Source organism: Rhodococcus antarcticus, from assembly GCF_026153295.1.
Lineage (GTDB): Bacteria > Actinomycetota > Actinomycetes > Mycobacteriales > Mycobacteriaceae > Rhodococcus_D > Rhodococcus_D antarcticus.
Genome location: NZ_CP110615.1, coordinates 1,442,566 through 1,459,251 on the forward strand (window position 1 = coordinate 1,442,566; position 16,686 = coordinate 1,459,251).

A 16,686-nucleotide genomic window follows, 5' to 3' on the forward strand; every position below is an offset into this window, starting at 1 on the left:
ACCGCCGAGCAGGGCTGCTCCGGGCGGGGGCACCGGGTGAACCTGCCGCACCGGTATGCTTCCGCTCCGGCGCGGCAGCAGCCGTCGGGGCCGGTGGGCGTCCGGGGCGCTCCCGCGGGGTGCGCCGTGCAGCGGACGGCCGCCGACGCCCCCACCTGACCCAGCGCTCACCGGCGACACAGAGAGGCGGAGCCGACGTGGCATCCACCAGCGACTTCAAGAACGGGCTCGTCCTCAAGATCGATGGACAGCTCTGGACCATCACCGACTTCCAGCACGTCAAGCCGGGCAAGGGCCCCGCGTTCGTGCGCTCGACGCTGAAGAACGTGCTCTCCGGCAAGGTGGTCGACAAGACGTTCAACGCCGGTGTGAAGGTCGAGACCGCCACGGTCGACCGTCGCAACATGACCTACCTCTACCGCGACGGCGACGACTTCGTCTTCATGGACGCCGAGGACTTCGAGCAGCACTACATCGGGGCTGCCACCGTGGGTGGCGGCGCGAGCTTCATGCTGGAGAACAGCGACGTGCAGGTCGCGTTCAACGAGGGTGTGCCGCTGTACGTCGAGCTCCCGGTGGCCGTCGACCTGCTGGTGCAGCACACCGACCCGGGCCTGCAGGGCGACCGCTCCACCGGGGGCACCAAGCCCGCCACCATGGAGACCGGCGCCGAGATCGCCGTCCCGCTGTTCATCAACACCGGTGACAAGCTCCGGGTGGACACCCGTGACAGCCGCTACCTGGGTCGTGTGAACTCCTGACGTGGCTGCCTTCCCCAGCTTCCCGCCCGGGAACCTCCCGGACGACGTCGAGCTCGTCGGTCCCGTCGTCGAGGACCTCGGCGACGCCCGGCGCCCGGGTGGCTCCCGCCGCAAGGCCCGCAAGCGCGCCGTGGACTTCCTGTTCGAGGCCGAGGCCCGGGACGTGGACCCGGTGGGGCTGGCGCAGGAGCGCGCCGCCGCTGCGGTCGGCGACCCCACGGCCGCACCCGTCAACCCGTACACCCTGCTCGTGGTGCAGGGGGTCGCGGAGAACCTGGACCGCCTCGACGACGTGATCAGCTCGCACCTGCGCGAGTGGCGCCTGGACCGGCTGCCCGCGGTGGACCGAGCCGTGCTCCGGATCGCCGTGTGGGAGCTGTTGCACGCCTCCGACGTCCCGCCCGTGGTCGCGGTCGACGAGGCGGTGGAGCTCACCAAGCAGCTCTCCAACGACGAGTCGCCCGCCTACGTCAACGGGGTTCTCGGCCAGGTCGTCCTCGTGGCGGAGCAGGTGCGGGCCGCGGCGGCCGCGGTCAGCAGCCGGGACGCTGAGCACGCCGCGTCCCGAGCGGCCGAGGACCGGGCCCGCGAGGACTGAGCACCGGGGGACCCTGGTCGTCGGAACCGCGCGGGATGCCTACTCCTGCATGGCCGGCCCGGCCTCGGGCGGGAGCACGCCCCAGCCGATGAGCCGGTCGGTGAGCTCACCCGGTGTGAGGTCGTAGATGATCGCGAGCGAGCGCAGGTCCTCGGCGCGGATGCTCAGCACCTTGCCGTTGTAGTCCCCGCGCTGGGTCTGGATGGTCGCCGCGTACCGGGCCAGGGGGCCCACCTGGTCAGCGGGCAGCTCCTGCAGGCGCTCCAGGTTGATCACGATCTTGGTGGCTGCCTCGGCACCGGAGCTGACCCGTCCCTCGGGGAGCAGCTCGTTGACCGGGATGCCGTAGAAGTCCGCCAGCTCGGCCAGCTTCTGGACCGTCACCGCTCGGTCGCCGCGCTCGTACGAGCCGACCACCACGGCCTTCCACCGGCCGGCGGACTTCTGCTCCACGCCGTGCAGGGACAAGCCCTGCTGCTGGCGGATGCCGCGCAGCTTGGCCCCCAGTGCCTTCGCGTAGTCACTCATCCGGTCGTCGTCTCCCTCGTGCACGTGCGCTGGTCCAGCCCCGACAGGAACGGTGGACACGGAGTGTAATCGTCGGACCGTCACGCTGCGCAGTCAAGCCGGCTCGGTCCGCAGCGCGTGGTGCGGAGCGGAAGATCACCCGGTCGGAGCACGGTGCGGTCCGCGGGAGCGGGCGGAGACGCACGGCGCGGCTGCTACCGTGAGGGCGTTCACCACCCTGTCGACATCCTTTAACGACCCGTCCCGTGAGGCGGGGAAGGAGGTCTCGGATGCTCCCGGCACCCGAGGCGGTCGGACCACCTGGCGGTGCTGACGGCACGGCGACCGAGCGCGAGCTGCTCGGTGCCGCGGACGTCACCCGGACCGTGGCCCGCATCGCCCACGAGCTCATCGAGAAGACGGCGCTCGACGCCCGTCCCGTCGCGGGTGCCGACTCACCCCGCGTGCTGCTGATGGGCATCCCGACCCGGGGCACCACCCTCGCCGCGCGCCTCGCCGACGCGGTGGCCGAGTTCTCCGGCGTGCGTCCCGGCCTCGGCTCGCTGGACACGACGCTCTACCGCGACGATCTCCGGCGCCGCCCGCCGCGCGCCCTGGAGAGCACCTCGGTGCCCGACGGCGGCGTGGACGATGCCCTCGTGGTCCTCGTCGACGACGTGCTGTTCTCCGGCCGCACCGTCAGGGCCGCCCTGGACGCGCTGCGCGACCTCGGCCGCCCGCGCGCGGTCCAGCTCGCCGTCCTGGTCGACCGCGGCCACCGCGAGCTGCCGATCCGGGCGGACTACGTGGGCAAGAACGTGCCGACCGCGCGGACCGAGGACGTGGCCGTGCTGCTCACCGAGCACGACGGCCGGGACGCCGTCGTGCTGAGGCCGGCGGTGCTGCTGCCCGGCACCGGCCGGCCGGGGAGCGGTTCGTGAAGCACCTGCTCAGCGTGGACGACCTCACCGCCGACGCGGCGACCGCCATCCTCGACGACGCCGAGCGCCTGGAGCAGGCCCTGCTCGGCCGCGAGGTGCGCAAGCTGCCGACCCTGCGCGGGCGGACGGTGATGACCGTGTTCTTCGAGGACTCCACCCGCACCCGGGTCAGCTTCGAGGTGGCGGGGAAGTGGATGAGCGCCGACGTCATCAACGTCGGCGCCAAGGGTTCCTCGGCGTCGAAGGGGGAGTCGCTGCGCGACACCGTGCGCACCCTGCACGCCGCCGGGGCGGACTGCCTCGTGGTGCGGCACCCCGCCTCCGGGGCTGCCCACCGCATCGCCGCGTGGGGCGGGGCGTCGGGGCCCAGCGTGGTCAACGCCGGGGACGGCACCCACGAGCACCCCACCCAGGCCCTGCTCGACGCGCTCACCCTGCGCCAGCGGCTCGGCTCCCTCGCGGGGCGCCGGGTGGTGGTGGTCGGCGACGTGCTGCACAGCCGGGTCGCCCGCTCCAACGCCCACCTGCTGGCCACCCTCGGCGCGGAGGTGGTCCTGGTGGCCCCGCCGACGCTGCTGCCGATCGGGGTGGAGCAGTGGCCGGTGAGCGTGGCCCACCACCTCGACGGCGAGCTGCCCGGCGCGGACGCGGTGATGATGCTGCGGGTGCAGGCCGAGCGGATGCGCGGCGGCTTCTTCCCCTCGGCCCGCGAGTACTCGATCTCCTACGGCCTCAGCGCGCGGCGCCAGGCCCTGCTGGGGGAGGACGTCCCCGTGCTGCACCCCGGGCCCATGGTGCGCGGGATGGAGATCGCCTCGGCGGTGGCCGACTCGGCCCAGTCCGCGGTGCTCGCCCAGGTGCGAAACGGGGTCCACGTCCGGATGGCCGTGCTGTACCAGCTCCTCGCCGGAGCGGAGGGAGTGTCGTGACCGTGCTCATCACCGGTGCCCTGCTGTACGGGGAGGGCGACCCGACCGACGTGCGCGTGCGCGACGGGGAGATCGTCGAGCTGGGCACGGGACTCGCCGTGCGGGACGGGGAGGAGGTGCTCGACGCCACGGGCCTGGTGCTGCTGCCCGGGTTCGTCGACCTGCACACCCACCTCCGCGAGCCGGGGCGCGAGGACACCGAGACCATCGCCACCGGGTCCGCGGCGGCGGCGCTGGGCGGTTACACGGCGGTGTTCGCGATGGCGAACACCGACCCGGTGGCCGACTCCGCCGTGGTCGTGGAGCACGTGCACCGGCGGGGGCTCGAGGCCGGGCTGGTCGACGTGCACCCGGTGGGCGCGGTCACCGTGGGCCTGCGCGGGGAGCAGCTCGCCGAGATGGGCGCCATGGCGGCCTCCGCGGCCGGGGTCCGTGTGTTCTCCGACGACGGGCACTGCGTGTCCGACCCGCTGCTCATGCGCCGGGCGCTGGAGTACGCCACCGCGCTGGACGTCGTCGTCGCGCAGCACGCGGAGGAGCCACGGCTGACCGTGGGGGCGGAGGCGCACGAGGGGCCCACCGCCGCGCGCCTCGGGCTCACCGGCTGGCCCCGTGCGGCCGAGGAGGCGGTGGTGGCCCGTGACGTGCTGCTGGCCCGGGACTCCGGCGCGCGGCTGCACGTGTGCCACGTGTCCACCGCCGGCACCGCGGAGGTCCTGCGCTGGGCCCGCACCACCATGCCGGGCCTGCGGGTCAGCGCCGAGGTCACCCCGCACCACCTGCTCCTGGACGACTCCCGGCTGCACACCTACGACCCGGTGAACAAGGTGAACCCCCCGCTGCGCGAGGCAGCGGACGTGGCGGCGCTGCGCCGGGCCCTCGCCGAGGGCGTCATCGACTGCGTCGCCACCGACCACGCCCCGCACGCCCCGCAGGAGAAGGACACCGAGTTCGCGGTGGCCCGCCCCGGCATGCTGGGGCTGCAGACCGCGCTCTCGGTGGTGGTGGAGGCGATGGTGCGCACGGGTCTGCTCGACTGGCGCGGCGTCGCACGGGTGATGAGCGAGCGCCCCGCCCAGATCGCCTCGCTGCCCGACCACGGTCGCCCGCTGGAGGTCGGCGAGCCCGCGAACCTCGTGCTCGTCGACCCCGACGCCACCTGGACCGTGCGCGGGGCCGAGCTCGCGAGCATCGCCGCCAACACCCCCTACGAGGGGATGACGCTGCCGGGCCGGGTGGTGGCCACCCTGCTGCGGGGCCGCGTCACCGCCCGAGACGGAGAGGTACGACCGTGTTGAGACTGCTGCTGAGCCTGGCCGCGCTGGTGGTGTTCGCCCTGCTGGTGTGGGGTGGCTTTCGCGGCTGGCGGCACCGCGCCGAGCGCCAGGAGGCCGTCACCGGCGCCTTCCCCGACGCTCCGGCCGATCCCGGTCCGGTGCTGCACGGCCCCACCACCGGCCTCTACGTCGGCAGCACCATCGCCGGCGACTGGCAGGACCGGGTCACCGTCGGCGACGTGGGCTCACGCGCCGCGGGGGCCCTGACCCTGCACGAGGGCGGTGTGCTGGTCGCCCGGGACGGTGCCAGCGACATCTGGTTGCCGCTGACGGCGGTGCAGGGCATCCGCACCGACCAGAAGCTCGCCGGCAAGGTCACCCTCAAGGGCGGGCTGCTGGTCCTGCGCTGGGCCGTGGGCGGGGCCGTGGTCGACACCGGCTTCCGGGGCGACGGCATAGACGACTACCCGGGGTGGCTCACGGCCGTGGGGTCGCGACTGACCACCGGCACCCCGACCGTGGACGACACCGTGACCGTGGACGACACCGTGAACCCGAAGGACGAGAAGGAGCAGCAGGCGTGAGCGAGGCAGCACTGGTGCTCGAGGACGGCCGGATCTTCCGCGGCGAGGCCTTCGGCGCCACCGGCACCACCCTGGGCGAGGCCGTGTTCTGCACCGGGATGACCGGGTACCAGGAGACGCTGACCGACCCCAGCTACCACCGCCAGATCGTCGTGGCCACGGCCCCGCAGATCGGCAACACGGGGTGGAACGACGAGGATGACGAGAGCGCCCGCATCTGGGTCGCCGGGTACGCCGTGCGCGACCCCTCGCGCCGCTCCTCGAGCTGGCGGGCCACCGGGACGCTGGACGACGAGCTGGTGGCCCAGGGGGTCGTCGGCATCGCCGGCATCGACACCCGCGCGGTGGTGCGGCACCTGCGCGAGCGGGGGTCCATGCGGGCGGGGATCTTCTCCGGGGACGGGCTGGCGCCGGCCGACGAGCTGGTGCGGCGGGTCCTGGACCAGCCGAGCATGCTCGGCGCGGACCTCGCCGGTGAGGTGAGCACGGCGTCGTCCTACGTCGTGGAGCCCGACGGGGGGCAGGCGCGGTTCACCGTCGCGGCACTGGACCTCGGCATCAAGAGCAACACCCCGAGGATGTTGGCCGCCCGCGGCGTGCGGGTGCACGTCCTGCCGGCCTCGGCGTCGGTGGAGGACGTGCTGGCGGTGTCCCCGGACGGCTTCTTCCTCTCCAACGGCCCCGGCGACCCCGCGACCGCCGACGCCCAGGTCGCGCTGACCCGGGCGGTGCTCGAGGCGCGGGTGCCCACCTTCGGGATCTGCTTCGGCAACCAGCTGCTGGCCCGCGCCCTGGGCCGTGGCACGTACAAGATGCGCTACGGCCACCGTGGGATGAACATCCCCGTCGTCGAGCACGCGACGGGACGGGTGGCCATCACCGCCCAGAACCACGGCTTCGCGGTGGAGGGCGAGGCGGGCGAGGAGTTCGACACCCCCTACGGCCGCGCGGTGGTCAGCCACACCTGTCCCAACGACGGCACCGTCGAGGGCGTCGCCCTGCTCGACGGCTCCGCCTTCTCCGTGCAGTACCACCCCGAGGCCGCCGCCGGCCCGCACGACGCCGCGGACCTCTTCGACCGGTTCACCGCCAGCATGCAGACCAGCAAGGACGGACACGCCTGATGCCCCGCCGCACCGACCTGCAGCACGTCCTGGTGATCGGCTCCGGCCCGATCGTCATCGGCCAGGCCTGCGAGTTCGACTACTCCGGCACCCAGGCCTGCCGCGTCCTGCGCGAGGAGGGCCTGCGGGTCAGCCTCATCAACTCCAACCCGGCCACGATCATGACCGACCCGGAGTTCGCCGACGCCACCTACATCGAGCCGATCACCGCGGAGTTCGTGGAGAAGGTGATCGTCAGCGAGCGGGAGGCCGGCCACCCCGTCGACGCCGTCCTGGCCACCCTGGGCGGGCAGACGGCGCTGAACTGCGCCATGGACCTGTTCCACTCCGGCGCGCTGGACCGTCACGGCATCGAGCTCATCGGGGCCAACGCCGCCAGCATCGAGCGCGGCGAGGACCGGCAGATGTTCAAGGACATCGTGGCCACCGTCGGCGGGGAGTCCGCGCGCTCGCAGGTCTGCCACACGATGGACGAGGTCCGCGCCTACGTCGCCGAGATCGGGCTGCCCGTGGTGGTGCGCCCCAGCTTCACCATGGGTGGGCTCGGCTCCGGGATGGCCCACACCCACGCCGACCTCGACCGCATCGCCGGGGGTGGGCTCACGGCGTCGCCGACGGCGAACGTGCTCATCGAGGAGTCCATCTACGGGTGGAAGGAGTACGAGCTCGAGCTGATGCGCGACTCCCGGGACAACGTCGTCATCGTCTGCTCCATCGAGAACGTCGACCCCATGGGGGTGCACACCGGCGACTCGATGACCGTGGCCCCGGCCATGACCCTGACCGACCGTGAGTACCAGCGGATGCGCGACCTCGGCATCGCCGTGCTGCGCGAGGTGGGCGTGGACACCGGGGGCTGCAACATCCAGTTCGCCGTGCACCCGCAGGACGGCCGGCTCGTCGTCATCGAGATGAACCCCCGCGTGTCCCGCTCGAGCGCCCTGGCCTCCAAGGCCACCGGGTTCCCCATCGCGAAGATCGCGGCCAAGCTGGCCATCGGCTACACCCTCGACGAGATCGTCAACGACATCACCGGGGAGACCCCGGCCTGCTTCGAGCCGAGCCTGGACTACGTCGTGGTGAAGGCGCCCCGGTTCGCGTTCGAGAAGTTCCCCGGCGCCGACCCGACGCTGACCACGACGATGAAGTCTGTCGGTGAGGCCATGAGCATCGGGCGCAGCTTCGCCGAGGCCCTGGGCAAGGTGCTGCGCTCGCTGGAGACCACCCAGAGCAGCTTCTGGACAGCACCGGACGCGGGCTTCGCCGACCTCGAGGCGGTGCTTGCCGACCTGCGCACGCCCACCGAGGGCCGCATCTACGACGTCGAGCTCGCGCTGCGCCTGGGCGGCACCGTGGAGCAGGTCGCGGCGGCCTCCGGCATCGACCCGTGGTTCGTGGAGGAGGTCGCCGGGCTGGTGGACCTGCGCGCCGAGCTGCTGGAGGCCCCCGTGCTGGACGCGCTGCTGCTGCGCCGGGCCAAGCGGGCGGGGCTCTCGGACCAGCAGGTGGCCGCGCTGCGCCCCGAGCTGGCCGGCGAGGGCGGGGTGCGGGTGCTGCGCCACCGGCTCGGGGTGCGCCCGGTGTTCAAGACCGTGGACACCTGCGCGGCCGAGTTCGAGGCCAGCACGCCTTACCACTACAGCTGCTACGAGTCCGACCCGGACGCGGAGAGCGAGGTCGCCCCACAGACCGACCGGGCCAAGGTCATCATCCTCGGTTCCGGGCCGAACCGGATCGGCCAGGGCATCGAGTTCGACTACTCCTGCGTGCACGCGGCGACCACGCTCACCGCCGCGGGGTACGAGACCATCATGGTCAACTGCAACCCCGAGACGGTCTCCACCGACTACGACACCGCCGACCGGCTGTACTTCGAGCCGCTGACGCTGGAGGACGTGCTCGAGGTGGTGCACGCCGAGCAGGTCAGCGGCGTGGGGGGGCCGGGTCTGGTGGGGGTGATCGTGCAGCTGGGTGGGCAGACCCCGCTGAAGCTGGCCCAGGGGCTGGCCGACGCCGGCGTGCCGATCGTCGGCACCTCGCCCGAGGCGATCGACCTCGCCGAGGACCGCGGCGCGTTCGGCGAGGTGCTCACCGCGGCCGGGCTGCCCGCCCCCGCCTACGGCACGGCGACGAGCTTCCCGCAGGCCCGGGCGATCGCCGACCGGATCGGCTACCCGGTGCTGGTACGCCCGTCCTACGTCCTCGGTGGGCGTGGCATGGAGATCGTCTACGACGAGGAGTCCCTGGCCGGCTACATCGACCGGGCCACGGAGATCACCGCCGACCACCCGGTGCTCGTGGACCGCTTCCTCGACGACGCGATCGAGATCGACGTGGACGCACTCTGCGACGGCACCGAGGTGTACCTGGGCGGGGTGATGGAGCACATCGAGGAGGCCGGGATCCACTCGGGCGACTCCGCGTGCGCGCTGCCACCGATCACGCTGGGCCGCACCGACATCGAGGCCGTCCGGCGCTCGACGGAGGCGCTGGCCCACGGGATCGGGGTGCGGGGGTTGATGAACGTGCAGTACGCGCTCAAGGACGACGTGCTCTACGTCCTGGAGGCGAACCCGCGCGCCAGCCGCACCGTGCCCTTCGTGAGCAAGGCCACCGCCGTCCCGCTCGCCAAGGCCGCCGCCCGGATCATGCTGGGCGCGACCATCGCCGATCTGCGGGCCGAGGGCGTGCTGCCGGCGACCGGGGACGGCGGCACCGTGGCCGTCGACGCCCCGGTGGCGGTCAAGGAGGCCGTGCTGCCCTTCCACCGCTTCCGCAAGGCGGACGGCAGCGGGATCGACTCGCTGCTGAGCCCGGAGATGAAGTCCACCGGCGAGGTGATGGGCATCGACGCCGACTTCGGCCGGGCGTTCGCCAAGAGCCAGACGGCGGCCTACGGCTCGCTGCCGACCTCGGGCACGGTGTTCGTCTCGGTCGCCAACCGCGACAAGCGGTCCCTGGTGTTCCCGGTCAAGCGGCTGGCCGACCTCGGGTTCCGCGTGCTGGCCACGGCCGGCACCGCGGAGACGCTGCGGCGCAACGGTATCCCGTGCACCGAGGTGCGCAAGCACTTCGAGGGGGCGGCCGCCGACGGCACCCCGACCATCGTGGAGATGATCGCGCGGGGCGAGGTGGCGATGGTCATCAACACCCCGTACGGCAACTCCGGCCCGCGCGTCGACGGCTACGAGATCCGCTCCGCCGCGGTGAGCGCCGACATCCCGTGCATCACCACCGTGCAGGGTGCGGCCGCAGCCGTCCAGGGCATCGAGGCGGCCATCGCCGGGGACATCGGGGTGCGCCCGCTCCAGGAGCTGCACCGCGTGCTCCGGCCGGCGCGCTGATGCCGGGGGCGGTGGTGCCGGGGGCGGTGGTGCCGTTCGGGGAACGGCTGACCGACGCCGTGGCGGCCCGTGGACGGCTCTGCGTCGGGATCGACCCCCACCCCGGGCTCCTCGAGAGCTGGGGTCTCACCGACGACGCCACGGGGCTGGAACGCTTCGCGATGACGTGCGTCGAGGCGCTGGCGGGGGAGGTGGCCGTGCTCAAGCCGCAGGTCGCGTTCTTCGAGGCGCACGGGTCGGCGGGGCTCGCGGTGCTGGAGCGGACCACCGCGGCCGCGCAGCAGGCCGGGGCGCTCGTGCTGGCCGACGCCAAGCGGGGTGACATCGGCTCCACGATGGCCGCGTACGCCCGCGCGTGGCTGGCCGACGGGGCGCCCCTGGCGGCAGACGCCGTGACGCTGTCCCCGTACCTGGGGGTCGGTGCCCTGCACCCTGCGCTGGAGCTGGCCACGAGCACCGGGCGAGGGGTCTTCGTGCTCGCGCTGACCTCGAACCCGGAGGGTGCGCTGGTGCAGCGAGCGGTGGGACCCGACGGCCGTGCCGTCGCGCAGGCGGTGGTGGACGAGCTCGGTGTCCGCAACGCGGGGGCCGTGCCGCTGGGATCCGCCGGGATCGTCGTGGGGGCCACCGTGGGCGCACACGGGTTGGACCTCGCCGCGCTCAACGGCCCGGTGCTGGCCCCCGGGCTCGGGGCGCAGGGAGCGAGTGCGGTGGACCTGGCGCGGGTGTTCTCCGGTGTCGGCCACCTGGTGCTGCCGACCACCTCGCGGGACGTGCTGCGGCACGGGCCGGACGTGGCCGCGCTCCGGGCTGCTGCGCTGGCCGTGCGCGACGAGGTGGCCGTCGCGCTCGGGTGAGCCCCGGCCCGCGGGCGCGACGTCGTCCACGGCCGGCCGGCGGTGCGTGCCGCTCGATACACCAGGGGTCGGCGCCTCGCGGCCACGGGGCGGGTTGGGCCAGGTAGAGCGCCCTGGGTACGGTCGTCGATGCTGCTGGCGAACCAGCGGCTGCACCACCAGACGACGATCCTCACGATGGATCCACACACAACGGAGGAACCGTGGCGCTTCCCCAGCTGACCGCTGAGCAGCGGGCCGCTGCCCTGGAGAAGGCGGGCATCGCGCGCAAGGCCAGGGCCGAGCTCAAGGAGCGGCTCAAGCGGGGCGGCACCGACCTCAAGCAGGTCCTCGCCGACTCCGAGAACGACGAGATCCTCGGCAAGATGAAGGTGTCCGCACTGCTCGAGGCCCTGCCGAAGGTGGGCAAGGTCAAGGCGCAGGAGATCATGACCGAGCTGGAGATCGCCCCCACCCGCCGTCTGCGCGGACTGGGCGACCGGCAGCGCAAGGCGCTGCTCACGCGCTTCGACCAGGCCTGAGGGACGTGACGACGAGGGGTCGGCTGGTCGTCCTGGCCGGCCCCTCGGCCGTCGGCAAGTCCACCGTGGTGGCCCGCCTGCGCACCGAGCTGCCGCAGCTGCACTTCAGCGTCTCCGCGACCACCCGTGCACCCCGCCCCGGCGAGGTGGACGGACGGGACTACCACTTCGTCAGCCCCGCGGAGTTCGACCGGATGATCAGCTCCGGCGAGCTGCTCGAGTGGGCCGACATCCACGGTGGGCTGCACCGCTCCGGCACCCCGGCCGTCCCGGTGCGCGACGCTCTCGACTCCGGACGACCCGTGCTCGTGGAGGTCGACCTGGCCGGTGCGCGGGCCGTGCGGGCCAGCGAGCCGGGCTGCACGCTGGTGTTCCTGGCCCCGCCCAGCTGGGACGTCCTGGTGGCGCGGCTGACCGGTCGGGGCACCGAGCCGGGGGAGGTGGTGGCCCGTCGGCTGGAGACCGCCCGCGAGGAGCTCGACGCCGCGGGGGAGTTCGACGTCACCGTCGTCAACCACGACGTCACCGAGGCCACCCAGGACTTGGTACGCTTGCTCGTTGGCCCGTCCTGAGCTCTCGTGGGAGCTGCTCAAGATCGTCTCGACCCGACCCGCCGCTCGACCAACTGTGCAGGAGCCCGATCACTCGTGAGCACGCCCGAGACCGACGCCGTCATCCCCGTCTACGACACCCCGCTCGGCATCACCAACCCGCCGATCGACGAGCTGCTGGCCCGTACCTCGTCCAAGTACGCCCTGGTCATCTACGCCGCCAAGCGCGCGCGCCAGATCAACGACTACTACTCCCAGCTCGGTGACGGACTGCTGGAGTACGTCGGCCCGCTGGTCGAGCCGGGTCCGCAGGAGAAGCCGCTCTCCATCGCCCTGCGCGAGATCCACGCCGACCTGCTCGAGCACACCGAAGGCGAGTGAGCACCTCCTCGCCCGACGTCGTCGCTCGGCCGGACGCCGCTGCCTCCTCCCGTCCCCGGGTCGTCCTCGGGGTGGGCGGGGGCATCGCTGCGTACAAGGCGTGCGAGCTGCTGCGCAGGCTGACCGAGTCCGGGCACGACGTCCGCGTCATCCCCACCGCCTCGGCCCTGGAGTTCGTCGGCGCCGCGACCTTCGAGGCGCTGTCCGGGCACCCGGTGCACACCGGCGTGTTCCACGACGTGCACGAGGTGCCGCACGTGCGCCTGGGGCAGCAGGCCGAGCTGGTCGTCGTGGCACCGGCCACCGCCGACCTGCTCTCCCGAGCCGCGCACGGCCGTGCCGACGACCTGCTCACGGCCACCCTGCTCACCGCCCGGTGCCCGGTGCTGCTCGCCCCCGCCATGCACACCGAGATGTGGCTGCACCCGGCCACCGCCGACAACGTGGCTCTGCTGCGCTCCCGCGGCGCGGTGGTGCTGGAGCCCGCCTCGGGCCGGCTCACCGGGGCCGACACCGGCCCGGGCCGACTGCCCGACCCGGCGGAGGTCGCTGCGCTGGCCACCCTGCTGCTGGAGCGGGCCGACGCGCTGCCGCAGGACCTGGTCGGTCGTCACGTGCTGGTGTCCGCGGGCGGCACGCGCGAGCCGCTCGACCCGGTGCGCTTCCTCGGCAACCGCAGCTCCGGCAAGCAGGGGTACGCCCTCGCCCGGGTGGCCGCCCAGCGCGGGGCCCGGGTGACCCTGGTCTCCGGTCACACCGCCGGGCTGGCCGCGCCCGCCGCGGTGGACGTGGTGCAGGTCGGCACGGCGGCCGAGCTGCGGGAGGTCGTGCACGCCCACGCTCGCACCGCCGACGTCGTCGTCATGGCGGCAGCCGTGGCGGACTTCCGGCCCACCACGGTGGAGTCGTCGAAGATCAAGAAGGGGGCTGACGAACCCTCGTCGGTGCCGCTCACCCGCAACGCCGACGTGCTCGCCGAGCTGGTCGAGGCCCGTGCGGCCGGTCGGCTGCCGGCCGAGCAGGTGGTGGTCGGCTTCGCGGCCGAGACCGGTGACGAGCGGGGCGACGTGCTCACCCACGCCCGCGCCAAGCTCGCCCGCAAGGGCTGCGACCTGCTCGTGGTCAACGCCGTCGGTGAGGGCGGGGCCTTCGAGGTGGACACCAACACGGGCTGGCTGCTCGGCTCCGACGGGTCCGAGCAGGCCCTGGACCACGGGTCCAAGGCGCTGCTGGCGACCCGCGTGCTCGACGCCGTCCGTGCCCGCCTCGCTCCGCCCCGTTAGGGTTTCTCCCGGCCCCGGGCACCGGGGCAGGTCCACCAGATCAGAGAGGGAGCACCTGTGAGCCAGTCCGGTCGTCGCCTGTTCACCAGCGAGTCGGTCACGGAGGGCCACCCCGACAAGATCTGTGACGCGATCAGCGACTCGATCCTCGACGCGATGCTCACCGAGGACCCGCGCAGCCGGGTCGCGGTGGAGACGATGGTGACCACGGGTCAGGTGCACGTGGCCGGCGAGGTCACGACCAAGTCCTACGTGCCCATCGCGGACATCGTGCGCCAGCGCATCCTCGACATCGGCTACGACTCCTCCACCAAGGGCTTCGACGGCGAGTCCTGCGGCGTGAGCATCTCCATCGGCCAGCAGAGCCCGGACATCGCGCAGGGCGTGGACACCGCGCACGAGTCGCGCACCGGTCTCTCCGACGACGAGATCGACCGCCAGGGCGCGGGCGACCAGGGCCTGATGTTCGGCTACGCCTGCACCGACACCCCCGAGCTGATGCCGCTGCCGATCGCGATGGCCCACCGGCTCTCCCGTCGTCTCACCGAGGTCCGCAAGAACGGCCAGCTCCCCTACCTGCGCCCGGACGGCAAGACCCAGGTCACCATCGAGTACGCCGGTGACCAGGCCGTGCGGCTGGACACCGTCGTGCTCTCCACCCAGCACGCCGCGGACATCAGCCTCGACGGACTGCTCACCCCGGACATCAAGGCCCACGTGGTCGACGCCGTGCTGGCGGACCTCGAGATCCCGGGTCTGGACATCTCCGACGTGCGGCTGCTCGTCAACCCCACGGGCAAGTTCGTGCTCGGCGGCCCGATGGGTGACGCCGGCCTGACCGGACGCAAGATCATCGTCGACACCTACGGCGGCATGGCCCGCCACGGTGGCGGCGCGTTCTCCGGCAAGGACCCGTCGAAGGTGGACCGCTCCGCGGCCTACGCCATGCGGTGGGTGGCCAAGAACGTCGTGGCCGCCGGGCTCGCCGAGCGGGTCGAGGTGCAGGTGGCCTACGCCATCGGCAAGGCCGCACCCGTGGGCCTGTTCGTGGAGACCTTCGGCACCGAGACCACGGACCCGTCCAAGATCCAGTCCGCGATCAGCGAGGTGTTCGACCTGCGGCCGGCCGCGATCATCCGGGACCTCGACCTGCTGCGGCCGATCTACACCCCCACCGCCGCGTACGGCCACTTCGGCCGCACCGACGTGGACCTGCCCTGGGAGCACACCGACCGCGCCGACGCGCTGCGCTCCCTCGCCGGGGCCTGACGGGGCAGGTCCACCTCAGGGGAGCTGAGTCGGGCCGGCCACCACGGCGTCGCTGGAGTCGTAGGCGGTGGCCAGGCCGGTGACCGGGGTGTCCCCGGCTCCCCGCCCCGGTGCCACGCACACCCCGTGACCGGCGCGCACCACGCAGCGAACGGGCACCGGCGAGCCGGACACCTCGAGGCGGGTGGCGCGGGGGTCCACCGCCAGGACCACGGTGCTGGACCCGTCGACCACCGTCGCCGAGCCGGGCAGCGGGACCGGGTCGAGGCTGCGCGCGGACGGGGGGTCGGCCACGGGTGCAACCAGCACGGTGGTCCGCCCGGGGGGCTCGTCGGCGCCGGTGCACAACAGCACCGCCCCCGGCGCGCCCACCACCTCCAGGGTCCGTGCAGGGTCGTCGAGCCGGAGCGCGGTCGCGGTCCGCCAGGCGTCCGGCTCGGGCACGTCCGGGTGCTCGGCCAGGCAGCGTGCGAGCAACGGGTCCCCCGGCCCGGGCAGGTCAGGTGCGGGCAGCGCCGTGTCGCTGCGGCGCACCGCGGTGAAACCGGGGTCGGGCAGCGGGCCGTCGTAGGTGTCGACCCCGTCCCTGGTGACCGTGAGGCGGAGGTTGGCGGCCGTGGCGCCGACGCGGTACGGGACGACGACGATCGCCGCGTTGGTGCTGGCGATGCTCACCCCGGAGCCGTCGCGCCCCGACCGGACCTCGATCGCGGCGCGGTCGGGGTTGCGCACCGCGAACAGGTCCGGGCCGGCGGCGAGCAGCTCCACGCCGCCGGCGTCGACGCCCCGGGTGGCCGACACCCAGACCCGGGCCGGACCGGTGACGCACACGAACGCGCCGTTGACGGTGGAGACGAGACCGGCCGTGTCCACCTCGGTGCGGCGGGCCGACCACGTGGACACCGGGGGGAACAGCGAGCCGGCCCCGGTGTCGACCACGGCTGCTGCGCAGCGGGCCAGGTGCTGGTCGAGCACCAGGTCACCGCTGTCGGTGAAGCCGGCCCGCGAGGCGACCTGGCGGTCCGCGGCCGACAGGGCCAGCGCGGCCTGTCCGAGCGCGGCCGCGACGGAGGACCGCAGCGGCGTGGACCGGTCGCCGGGCCCGGGTCCGCGGGTGCGGTCGATGCTGCCCGTCGCGGCCGCCACCGCGACCAGCAGGGCCGCGACACCGACCAGGGCGCCGAGCCGGAGCTGTCGCGGCGCGCGCACCCGGGGCGGCGGTGGGACGGGCCCGTCGAGCAGTCCGGCCGGCAAGGGCTCGGGCGCCGGCACCACGGGCAACCGGGCGGCCCCCGCGACGCGGTGCTGCCGGGCCACGGCGGTGCGGCTGCGACCGAGGACCCGTGCTGCCCGCGCCACGTCCAGCCCGCCCAGCAGGCACAGCACGGCGACGTCCCGCTCCGGTGCGCCCAGCTCGTCCAGGCCCCTCGCCTCGGCACCGACCGCCACCACCACCGGGCTGGGCGGCGCGGTGACCCGGGCGAGGACGGCCAGCAGCCAGCCCTCCGGGTCCGAGCGCGACACCCGCCGCGGGTTCCGCGTCGCGACGGCGAGCACGGCCAGCACCGCGGCCCGGGCCTGCCGGTCGTGCGGGGTCAGGGCCCGGGCCAGCGTCCACAGCCGCGTGCCGTGGGTGGACACCTGCGTGCCTGCTGCCTGCCGCTGCACCGTGGCCCTCCTCGCTCCCGCCCCCAGCGTGCCGCACCGACGGTCCCGGCACGAGGTCCGTGCGCACCGACCGCACCCCGGTCGGTCCCGT

General features: G+C 73.6%; 16 protein-coding genes. 14 read left to right on the forward strand and 2 right to left on the reverse strand.

Translation table 11 applies throughout. From position 1 onward, the window contains the following. The first annotated feature begins 197 nt into the window (after nucleotides 1-197). Both efp and nusB read left to right on the forward strand, forming a co-directional pair. Entirely contained in the window at nucleotides 198-761 is a 564-nt protein-coding gene (gene efp / locus RHODO2019_RS06895) for an elongation factor P (protein WP_265384239.1), read from the forward strand. A 130-nt stretch (nucleotides 762-891) separates the two neighbouring features. Further along, nucleotides 892-1,359: a transcription antitermination factor NusB gene (gene nusB / locus RHODO2019_RS06900; protein ID WP_265384660.1), complete on the forward strand. Its 468-nt coding sequence runs from the start codon at nucleotides 892-894 to the stop codon at nucleotides 1,357-1,359. 39 nt (nucleotides 1,360-1,398) lie between these two features. Here nusB and bldD read toward each other — a convergent pair whose 3' ends face one another. Continuing rightward, nucleotides 1,399-1,887, reverse strand: coding sequence for a transcriptional regulator BldD (bldD, locus tag RHODO2019_RS06905; RefSeq protein WP_265384240.1), 489 nt, complete (start codon nucleotides 1,885-1,887; stop codon nucleotides 1,399-1,401). A gap of 269 nt (nucleotides 1,888-2,156) precedes the next feature. On the opposite strand from bldD, the gene pyrR reads away from it, so the two are divergent. The 12 genes from pyrR to metK all read left to right on the forward strand — a co-directional run bounded on the left by pyrR (nucleotide 2,157) and on the right by metK (nucleotide 14,927). Beyond that, a complete protein-coding gene (gene pyrR, locus RHODO2019_RS06910) occupies nucleotides 2,157-2,807 on the forward strand; it encodes a bifunctional pyr operon transcriptional regulator/uracil phosphoribosyltransferase PyrR (RefSeq protein ID WP_265384241.1) in 651 nt (216 codons plus the stop codon). Then, nucleotides 2,804-3,736 (forward strand): aspartate carbamoyltransferase catalytic subunit, encoded by a 933-nt coding sequence (locus RHODO2019_RS06915; protein ID WP_265384242.1) that lies wholly within the window; start codon nucleotides 2,804-2,806, stop codon nucleotides 3,734-3,736. Before pyrR ends, RHODO2019_RS06915 begins: the two co-directional genes overlap by 4 nt. Then, entirely contained in the window at nucleotides 3,733-5,034 is a 1,302-nt protein-coding gene (locus RHODO2019_RS06920; protein ID WP_265384243.1) for a dihydroorotase, read from the forward strand. Before RHODO2019_RS06915 ends, RHODO2019_RS06920 begins: the two co-directional genes overlap by 4 nt. Further along, nucleotides 5,028-5,597 carry a PH-like domain-containing protein gene (locus RHODO2019_RS06925; RefSeq protein ID WP_265384244.1) on the forward strand — a complete coding sequence of 190 codons (570 nt, stop codon included), beginning with the start codon at nucleotides 5,028-5,030 and terminating at the stop codon, nucleotides 5,595-5,597. Before RHODO2019_RS06920 ends, RHODO2019_RS06925 begins: the two co-directional genes overlap by 7 nt. After that, a complete protein-coding gene (carA, locus tag RHODO2019_RS06930) occupies nucleotides 5,594-6,721 on the forward strand; it encodes a glutamine-hydrolyzing carbamoyl-phosphate synthase small subunit (RefSeq protein WP_265384245.1) in 1,128 nt (375 codons plus the stop codon). Before RHODO2019_RS06925 ends, carA begins: the two co-directional genes overlap by 4 nt. Continuing rightward, entirely contained in the window at nucleotides 6,721-10,065 is a 3,345-nt protein-coding gene (gene carB / locus RHODO2019_RS06935) for a carbamoyl-phosphate synthase large subunit (protein ID WP_265384246.1), read from the forward strand. Before carA ends, carB begins: the two co-directional genes overlap by 1 nt. Next, nucleotides 10,065-10,922, forward strand: coding sequence for an orotidine-5'-phosphate decarboxylase (gene pyrF, locus RHODO2019_RS06940; RefSeq protein ID WP_265384247.1), 858 nt, complete (start codon nucleotides 10,065-10,067; stop codon nucleotides 10,920-10,922). The genes carB and pyrF overlap by 1 nt, the downstream gene beginning before the upstream one ends. Before the next feature lie 203 nt (nucleotides 10,923-11,125). Continuing rightward, nucleotides 11,126-11,443, forward strand: a complete 318-nt coding sequence (mihF, locus tag RHODO2019_RS06945) for an integration host factor, actinobacterial type (protein WP_265384248.1) — start codon at nucleotides 11,126-11,128, stop codon at nucleotides 11,441-11,443. After that, entirely contained in the window at nucleotides 11,440-12,015 is a 576-nt protein-coding gene (gmk, locus tag RHODO2019_RS06950; RefSeq protein WP_265384661.1) for a guanylate kinase, read from the forward strand. The genes mihF and gmk overlap by 4 nt, the downstream gene beginning before the upstream one ends. Nucleotides 12,016-12,090: 75 nt before the next feature. Beyond that, on the forward strand, nucleotides 12,091-12,375 hold the full coding sequence (rpoZ, locus tag RHODO2019_RS06955) for a DNA-directed RNA polymerase subunit omega (RefSeq protein WP_265384249.1): 285 nt from the start codon (nucleotides 12,091-12,093) through the stop codon (nucleotides 12,373-12,375). Beyond that, nucleotides 12,372-13,658, forward strand: coding sequence for a bifunctional phosphopantothenoylcysteine decarboxylase/phosphopantothenate--cysteine ligase CoaBC (gene coaBC, locus RHODO2019_RS06960; RefSeq protein ID WP_265384250.1), 1,287 nt, complete (start codon nucleotides 12,372-12,374; stop codon nucleotides 13,656-13,658). Before rpoZ ends, coaBC begins: the two co-directional genes overlap by 4 nt. A gap of 57 nt (nucleotides 13,659-13,715) precedes the next feature. Continuing rightward, on the forward strand, nucleotides 13,716-14,927 hold the full coding sequence (metK, locus tag RHODO2019_RS06965) for a methionine adenosyltransferase (RefSeq protein WP_265384251.1): 1,212 nt from the start codon (nucleotides 13,716-13,718) through the stop codon (nucleotides 14,925-14,927). Nucleotides 14,928-14,942: 15 nt separating this feature from the next. Here the strand turns inward: metK and RHODO2019_RS06970 are convergent, their stop codons facing one another. Next, nucleotides 14,943-16,595 (reverse strand): hypothetical protein, encoded by a 1,653-nt coding sequence (locus RHODO2019_RS06970; protein WP_265384252.1) that lies wholly within the window; start codon nucleotides 16,593-16,595, stop codon nucleotides 14,943-14,945. Between the last annotated feature and the right edge of the window lie 91 nt (nucleotides 16,596-16,686).

Excerpts from the sequence above, each read along its gene's own strand:
- bldD (WP_265384240.1), bottom strand. The coding sequence starts at position 1,887 with ATGAGTGACTACGCGAAGGCACTGGGGGCCAAGCTGCGCGGCATCCGC.
- pyrR (WP_265384241.1), top strand. The coding sequence starts at position 2,157 with ATGCTCCCGGCACCCGAGGCGGTCGGACCACCTGGCGGTGCTGACGGC.
- carB (WP_265384246.1), top strand. The coding sequence starts at position 6,721 with ATGCCCCGCCGCACCGACCTGCAGCACGTCCTGGTGATCGGCTCCGGC.
- pyrF (WP_265384247.1), top strand. The coding sequence starts at position 10,065 with ATGCCGGGGGCGGTGGTGCCGGGGGCGGTGGTGCCGTTCGGGGAACGG.